This window comes from Pseudomonas sp. NPDC086581, assembly GCF_044746165.1.
In the GTDB taxonomy this organism is placed as follows: Bacteria; Pseudomonadota; Gammaproteobacteria; order Pseudomonadales; family Pseudomonadaceae; genus Pseudomonas.
Genome location: NZ_JBIVBR010000029.1, coordinates 1 through 7,916 on the forward strand (window position 1 = coordinate 1; position 7,916 = coordinate 7,916).

Annotated in this window: 3 protein-coding genes; all 3 read right to left on the reverse strand. The window is 59.4% G+C overall.

Features of this window, described 5'->3' with window-relative positions; all coding sequences use genetic code 11:
- On the reverse strand, nucleotides 1–1,610 hold a 1,610-nt coding region (locus tag ACIPK7_RS29620), incomplete at its 3' end, for an Ig-like domain-containing protein (protein WP_401091910.1).
- 945 nt (nucleotides 1,611–2,555) lie between these two features.
- Complete coding sequence (locus ACIPK7_RS29625; protein ID WP_192436274.1) at nucleotides 2,556–3,458, reverse strand: OmpA family protein; 903 nt, start codon at nucleotides 3,456–3,458, stop codon at nucleotides 2,556–2,558.
- 114 nt (nucleotides 3,459–3,572) lie between these two features.
- Complete coding sequence (locus tag ACIPK7_RS29630) at nucleotides 3,573–7,883, reverse strand: Ig-like domain-containing protein (protein ID WP_401091912.1); 4,311 nt, start codon at nucleotides 7,881–7,883, stop codon at nucleotides 3,573–3,575.
- Nucleotides 7,884–7,916 lie beyond the last annotated feature (33 nt).

Below are 7,916 nucleotides of genomic sequence, written 5' to 3' on the forward strand. Positions count from 1 at the left end.
GCCACAGCAGCGCTGTAGGTGGTGCCGTTGAGCTTGAAGCTCACCACGTCACCGGCCTTGAACTCACCGGTGGCCTTGCCGCTGATGGTCTGCTGAACCTTGGACTCTGCGCTGTTGACGATGTCGTCGCCAGCAACGGTGTCGATGGCCAGTTGGGCAGTGGTTGCGTCCGGCGCCGTCAGGTCGATGACGAGCGGGAACGGCTGCGATTGCTCGCTGAAGTTGCCCGCCGGATCTTCGGAGGTGACGGTCAGGTCATGCCTGCCTTCGGTCAGGGCCTTGTCGGCCGGGACTTCGAAGGACCAGCTACCGTCGTCTTTGACAATGGTCGAGCCCAGTTCGGTTTCGCCAGCGAAGACGTGGATGATGTCGCCTTTCTCCGCGTCACTACCGGAAATCACCGGGGTGGTGTCGTTGGTCGAGCCATCTTTCGCGACGTCGATCAGCTTGGTCGGATCGTCATTGTCAGTGACCTTGTCAATCCGCGGAGCGGACGAAGCGGTGCTGTCGATCAGGATAGTCAGCACCTCAGACGCACTGCGATTACCTGCCGAGTCAACCGCAATGACGGTGATGTCGTTCTTGCCTTCGGGCAAAGGCTGAGTTGGCGTCACCGACCACTCACCCTTGGCATCGGCCGTGACGGTGACCACTTCTCCGGTGGCGAAAGTAACCTCCACGGTAGCGCCCGGCTCAGCCTTGCCGTCAAAGCTAGGGGTCTTGATGTTGGTGATGCCGTCCCCCTTGGTGCTGCTGTCCGACTCCGGATTCAGCGAAGCATCCACCGCAGGAGCAACGATATCGACGATGAGGTCGATAACCTTGATGGGCTCACTGGGCTTCGCGCCCGCGACCGCCTGGATCACTTCGATCGTGTGCACACCGTCGGTGAGCTCGGGCGTGAATGTCCAAGTACCGTCAGGCTGAACAGTGGTGCTGCCGATCTCCACTCCATTGTCGAGAACGTGAATGGTTGCGCCGGGAATTCCGTTGCCGGAAACCGCCGGCCGCGCATCGTCGGTGAGGTCACCATTGGACAGTTGCCCCTGGATCGAACCGACATCGTCGGTTGCCTTGAGGTTGGTCGGCGCCTCGGAAGTCTTGCTCTTGGTCTTACCGTCATCCCTGTTGTGGTGAATGATGGCGGCGGTAGCGGCACCTGCCCCGGCAAGCCCCAACAGCAGCGGCCACAAGGCGAAGCCAGCGGCGTCATCAATCGTCGCCGCCGAATAAGGCGCGCCTTCACCGCCCAACGCAATGGCAGCAGACTCACCGTCCATCATCAGCAGCTTGCCATAAAAGCCTTGGCCGTCGGTTCGAACGTAGGCGTGCAGAAGCCCATCTTCGGACACGCCATAGAGCTGGCTGTCCATGCCTTCTGCGAAGAAGTCCTGGATGGTCAGGTCGGGTTCTTCACTGCCTTCGAAAGACACCTGCAGGTCGTCCCCGACGCGCTTGACGGTAAGATTTCCCGGTGCGACATCGGTGCCGTCGACCTGAAGCAGATACTTGGTACCGGCCTGTGCCTTGACCTTACCGTTCGCCTTGATTGCAACCTTCCTAGATGCGCTCTCGGTGACAGCTACCAAGCCGATAGTTTCAATTGCCATTTCTACCCACCTCAAATTGGGTCATTTATGAGGGGGTAAGGATATTTTCATGGATACCGACGGAATATTCAGAGGTTTCTCATAAATCTCCGAACTATCTGGCGCGTCGATTTTTTAAAAAACCAGGCTTACCAGTAAATAAACGCAAGCGGCGCTGACATGCAAAATATGCATGAATTGAATATTGGGAATTTTCCCAAAAAGCATCCAAGCCCAAGAAAGCAAAGCGTGACGATATTGAACTTCAAATGATTCAGCCTAGGAAATGCACTCGCCTGTTTTCAGGCTGATGTCAACTTCAAGCACTAAAACACTCATTAGCACTGGCCAGTAAAGCGACAGCAAGATCCCACCTCATAGCGGGTAAGTAGCGGGCTGGAGATAACGCGAAATGTCACTGCCGCTCGACCTCTGTGCCCAAGGTTCAGGTGACTGGCCAGGCAGGAAATACCAACGTGTAGCGCATTTCCACGCCAGGCGATCCCATCGATGCGGGCTTGGGTGAACCGGCAAGCCGCGTGTGGCAAGCTCGGCGCCCCCGAATATAGGACCGGAACCGACGAAGACGTGTCATGTGAGGTGGCTTACTTCGCCGGCCCGGTATGGGAGACCAGAAGCACCGCCTGGTGTGTCTGGCATTTGGGACCGGAGCCGACGAAGAAGTCGCAATCCCGAGGTGGGCTTCTTCACCGGTCCGGTGTTGGGATCCACCAGCACTCCCGATGCGGGTGGAATTTGGGACCGGAACCGACGAACGCGAGTCGTGTGAGGTGGCTTTGTTCGCCGACCCGGTTTAGGGATCCAGAAGCACTCCCCTGGTGCTACTGGAATGGGGGACCGGAACCGACGAAGCAGTCGAAAACCCCGAGGTGGGCTTCTCCGCCGATTCCGGTTTTAGGGATCCCGAAGCGCCGCAAGGCGCTTCGGGACTTAATACGCCTGGATCTACAGCGATGCTTGAGCGCCGCGAATCACCAGCTCGACGCGGCGGTTGGGCGCGTTGCAGGCGATCTGTGCGCTGCGCGAACCGCTGTTGCACTGCACCACCGGCTCGAGGCTGCCACGCCCAGTGGCCATGAGCTGATCGCTTTGAATGCCCGCTTCCAGCAGCACCCGGCGGATCGATTCGGCGCGTTGCAGCGACAGGCGCTGGTTGGCTGCCGCATTACCGATAGGGTCGGCATGGCCGACGATTTCCACGCGCTGGACCTTGTTCAGATCCTGCTTGATCTCCTTCACGACCTGGCCCAGCTGGCTCCGGCCTTCTGCCGTCAGGTCGTGGTACGAGCCCTTGCCAAAGGCGAACAGCACGTCGCTGCGCAGGCTCAGGCGAGTTTCCGTCTGGCAGGGCACCACGGCACTTGCACGGCTGAGCACATGGATCTGCCGGCGCATACCTTGAAGGCTGCGCGCGGCCTCCTTGCCGGTGTGCACGATGGGCGTCTTCTGGCCGATGCCGACCGGTGCTTCCAGCACGTAGGTCTGGCCGCCGGCCAGCTTGGCGTAGCTCTGCGGGTTGCGCTTGCCGGTATACAGCGGCGCATCGCCGATGTACGACTCCACCGAGTGCTCGCCCGCGGGGGTGCAGAACACGGTGTAACCGCCGGGCATCAGGGCACTCTGCAGCTCGCCGTCGATGTAGACGTGAGCGGCCTGCTTGCCGCCATCGTTGCCGCGGAACATCACGATCTGGGCCTGGCTGGCCACGACGGAATCCACCTTCTGGTGGGTCTCGCCGTAAATGGAATTGTTGCTGCCGGCTTCAACACCGCCGGCAAAACCAATGGCCAGCACCAGGGCGCTGAGGCAAGTGACCTTGTGCAAAGGCCGGGAAGGGAAAATAGTCATGAATAAAGCTCCAGAACCCCGCCGCCAGGCAGCGGGGTTGCAAACATAGAATTCGAGAGTGGGCAATGCAGGTAGTGACCGGAGCCCAGCCCCGGCCACCACCTGGTTGCCACGTCAGACCAGGTGGACCCGCATGCCTTCCTGGATCAGCAGTTCGGCATCGCCGCCGGCATGCTGGTACAGGTGGTAGGAAGCGTCGCCGATGGCCACGGTGCCCTTCTCCGTCCAGGTGCCGACATCGCTGCCGTCGCGACCCAGGTGGTCGAGGGTGACCGTGTCGGAGCTGTCGCCCTGCACCATCATCTGCACGCTGTGCTTGTCCGTGCTGTGGAACAGGTCGGCCTGACCGTTATCCAGCACGTCCATGAGCGACAGCTTCAGGCTGTTGGCGGCATTGCCGGCGCCATGCAGGTCGATGATCTCCATGCCGGTGACCTTGCCGTGGGCGGCGTTCTGGGTCAGGTCGAGGACCTGGCCATAACCTTCCACCTTGAGCACATCGATACCCGCCCCACCATGGATACCCTGGTTGTCAGCACTGGCCAGGAACTGCTCAGCCTGGACGTACTGCAGCGTTACCACGCTGTCGTCGGCGCTACCGTAGTGGGTCTCGGCCAGGCCAGAGACCTGATGGGCCTTCAGCTGCGCACCCGATTGCAGGGCGAGGATCTGGTGGAAGTCGCTGGCTGCCGCCGCCTGCTCAGTCGATTCAGTCTCGATTTGTCCTGCTGCAATCCGGGGAGCAGGCTCAATATAAGTGCCGGTGATTGAAACATCATCTATATGCATCCAATCATAATTCAAGGATCCAGTTCCGACGGGTGAAGAATAGATAGTGAAATAGGTGAAGGACTTACCGGCTGGCATCGTAAATGATTGATGCACTGGGTCGGTACTGCTGCTACCTGTTCGTGGGATCAGCATTGATTTCTGAATCAGCGCCCCCTCAGCATCATAAAACTGAACATATGATCTATTGGTTTGAAGATCTCTAAGATCAAAACTAATTGAGTCCCCCTTTAGTCCTTCCTTCAAATCCACTCTAATCGTTCCGCTCGCAAAAGTCAGCCCCGTTGTTGCAGTATATTTCTCGGGCTGTTTGAAACCAGTCGGCGCAATATCTCCAGGTCTGCTGCTAATATTGGTAACGACCAACAACTCCGTACCTGAAACTGCAGTTTCGCCTATCGCAATAATTCGTTCAGGAGTCGAATTAAAATCTTCAAACCAAGTACCAGAAATAGGCGTGCTCACACGGAATCCGAAGCTTTCCGACAGACTCGACTGATTGCCCACTACGTCGGTGGATTTAGCCGTAAGCTCATGCCCTCCATTTAATAGGTCCTTGCTCGGCTCAAAACTCCATTTGCCCGAGGCATCGGCAGTAGTCGAACCAATTACAACACCGTTGTCGTAGATGGTAACCACTGAATTCTTTTCAGCCGTACCGGAGATAGTCGGCCTCGAGTCATCGGTGCTACCACCCTTGCTAATATCGCCAGTATCCACACCCACATCATCGAAGACGGAGGTAATCACCGGAGCCGCCGGGGCGACCGTGTCAATGACAATCACATACGGATCTGATGCAACGGACTTGTTACCAGCCTTGTCTTCGCTAACCGCCGTGAAGCTGTGGCTGCCATCGCTCCGGGCAGTCGTCGGGGTGAACGTCCACTTGCCATCGGCACCCACGGTAGTGGAGCCGATTGTGGTGCTGCCATCCTTGATGTGAATGATGCTGTTCGCCTCGCCGGTGCCTTTGAGGGTCGGCTTGTTGTCGTCGGTGGCACCACCGTTGGCGATGCTGCCGGTAATCGAGCCGACATCGTCGAGGATATCGGTGATGGCCGGCTTGTTCGGCGCGGTGGTGTCAACGCTATAGGCGCGGTCGGCAACGATGTCGGCGACGTTGCCGGCAGCATCCTGAGCCTTGAGGGTGGCGTGGATGCTGGTTTCCTTCGCCAGGTCGGCGCCGTTCACCTGAACACTCCAGGTACCACTGGCCGCGACTTGCGCGCTGTAAGTGGTGCCGTTGAGGGTAAAGGTCACCAGGTCACCTGCCTTGAACTCACCAGTGGCCTTGCCGCTGATGGTCTGCTTGGCTGCCGCTTCCGCTGCGTTGACGATGTCGTCAACTGCGATCACGTTGATGCTAAGCGTGGCGACCGGTGCCGTGACGTCAACCGCGTAGCCACGATCCGCCACGATGCTGCCCGTATTGCCAGCCGAATCATGGGCCGCCAGGGTCGCGTTGATGCTGCTGCCCTTGGCCAGATCGGCACCGGCTACCTGTACGCTCCACTTGCCATCGGCGGCGACGGCGGCACTGTAGGTGGTGCCGTTGAGCTTGAAGCTCACCACGTCACCGGCCTGGAACTCACCAGTAGCCTTGCCGCTGATGGTCTGCTGCACCTTCGACTCGGCCAGGTTGACGATGTCATCGCCGGCCACAGTGTCGATGGTCAGTTGGGTCGTGGCTGCGCTCGGTGGCGTGACATCCACGGTGTACGCACGGGTGGCTTCGACGGAGATGGAGTTTCCGATGCCGTCATGGGCGACCAGGGTGGCCTTGATGCTGCTGCCCTTGGCCAGATCGGCACCCGCTACCTGCACGCTCCATTTGCCGTCAGCAGCAACCGTGGCGGTGTGCAGAGAGCCGTTGAGCATGAAGCTAACCTTGTCGCCTGCGGTGAAGTCGCCGGTTACCTTGCCGCTGATGGTCTGCTGAGCCTTCGACTCATTGCTGTTGACTATATCGTCACCTGCGATGGCGTCGATGATCAGGTCTGCCTTGGGCGGGGTTACCTGTACTTCGTACAGACGACTGGCGGTAATGTCCGCGCTGTTGCCAGCGGCATCATGGGCCACCAGGGTGGCGTTGATGCTATTGGCTTTAGCCAGGTCGGAACCGGCTACCTGCACGCTCCAGTCACCTGCAGCATTCACCATGGTCTGGTAGGTAGTACCGTTCAGAACGAACTTCACCACGTCGCCGGCCTTGTATTCACCGGCCGCCTTGCCGCTGATGGTTTGCACCATCTTCGCTTCAGTGGCATTGAGAACATCGTCCCCGGCCACCGTATAGATGGTCAGTTGCGCCACAGGCGGAGTCATGTCCACGGTGTAACCACGATCTGCCACGACATTGGCAACGTTGCCAGCCGCATCGGTGGCTTTCAGCGTGGCATGGATGTTGGTTTCCTTCGACAGGTTATAGCCATTCACCTGGACGCTCCAGGCACCATTTGCCGCCACTTTTGCACTGTAAGCCGTGCCGTTGAGGGTGAAGGTCACCAGGTCACCGGTGCGGAATTCGCCGAAGGCCTTGCCACTGATGGTATGCCCGTGGACGGAGTCGGAAAGATTGACGATATCGTCATCGGCCACCACGTTGATGCTCAGTGTGGCGACCGGCGCCTTTACGTCCACTGCGTACGAGCGGGTAGCTTCAACGGTATTGGTGTTACCAATATCGTCATGAGCCACCAGGGTTGCCTTGATGCTGCTGGCCTTGGCCAGGTCGGCACCGGCCACCTGCACGCTCCACTTGCCATCCGCTGCCACGGTGGTGCTGTAGGTGCTGCCATTGAGCTCGAAGCTCACCACGTCACCGGCGGTGAACGTACCGGTTACCTTGCCGCTGATGGCCTGCTGGGCCTGCGACTCGGCGAGGTTGACGATGTCATCCCCAGCGATCACGTCAATGACGAGCGCGACCTCTTTCACCTCGGTGACGACGGTGTAGCCATGGTTGGCGGTGATCAGACCGGTGTTGCCAGCCGCATCATGGGCCACCAGGGTGGCGTCGATGCTCGTGGCCTTGGCCAGGTCAGAACCCGCTACCTGCACGCTCCACTTGCCATCGGCTGCCACAGCAGCGCTGTAGGTGATGCCGTTGAGCTTGAAGCTCACCACGTCACCGGCCTTGAACTCACCGGTGGCCTTGCCGCTGATGGTCTGCTGAACCTGCGATTCGGCCTGGTTGACGATGTCGTCGCCAGCCACGGTGTCGATGGTCAGTTGGGTGCTGGCTGCGTCCGGCGCCGTCACGTCGACGGTGTACGCACGGTTAGCCTCGACGTTGCTGACGTTACCGACATCGTCGTGAGCGACCAGGGTCGCCTTGATGCTGCTGGCCTTGGCCAGATCGGCACCGGCTACCTGCACGCTCCACTTGCCATCCGCTGCCACGGTGGTGCTGTAGGTGGTGCCGTTGAGCTCGAAGCTCACCACGTCACCGGCGGTGAACGCACCAGTTGCCTTGCCGCTGATGGCCTGCTGGGCCTGCGACTCGGCGAGGTTGACGATGTCATCCCCAGCGATCACGTCAATGACGAGTTCTACGTCCTTCACCTTGGTGTCGACGGTGTAGCCATGGTTGGCGGTGATCAGGCCGGTGTTGCCAGCCGCATCATGGGCCACCAGGGTAGCGTCGATGCTGGTGGCCTTGGCCAG

What these genes read in the sequence shown, in the direction of transcription:
- ACIPK7_RS29625 (WP_192436274.1), bottom strand. Translation starts at nt 3,458, where the DNA reads ATGACTATTTTCCCTTCCCGGCCTTTGCACAAGGTCACTTGCCTCAGC.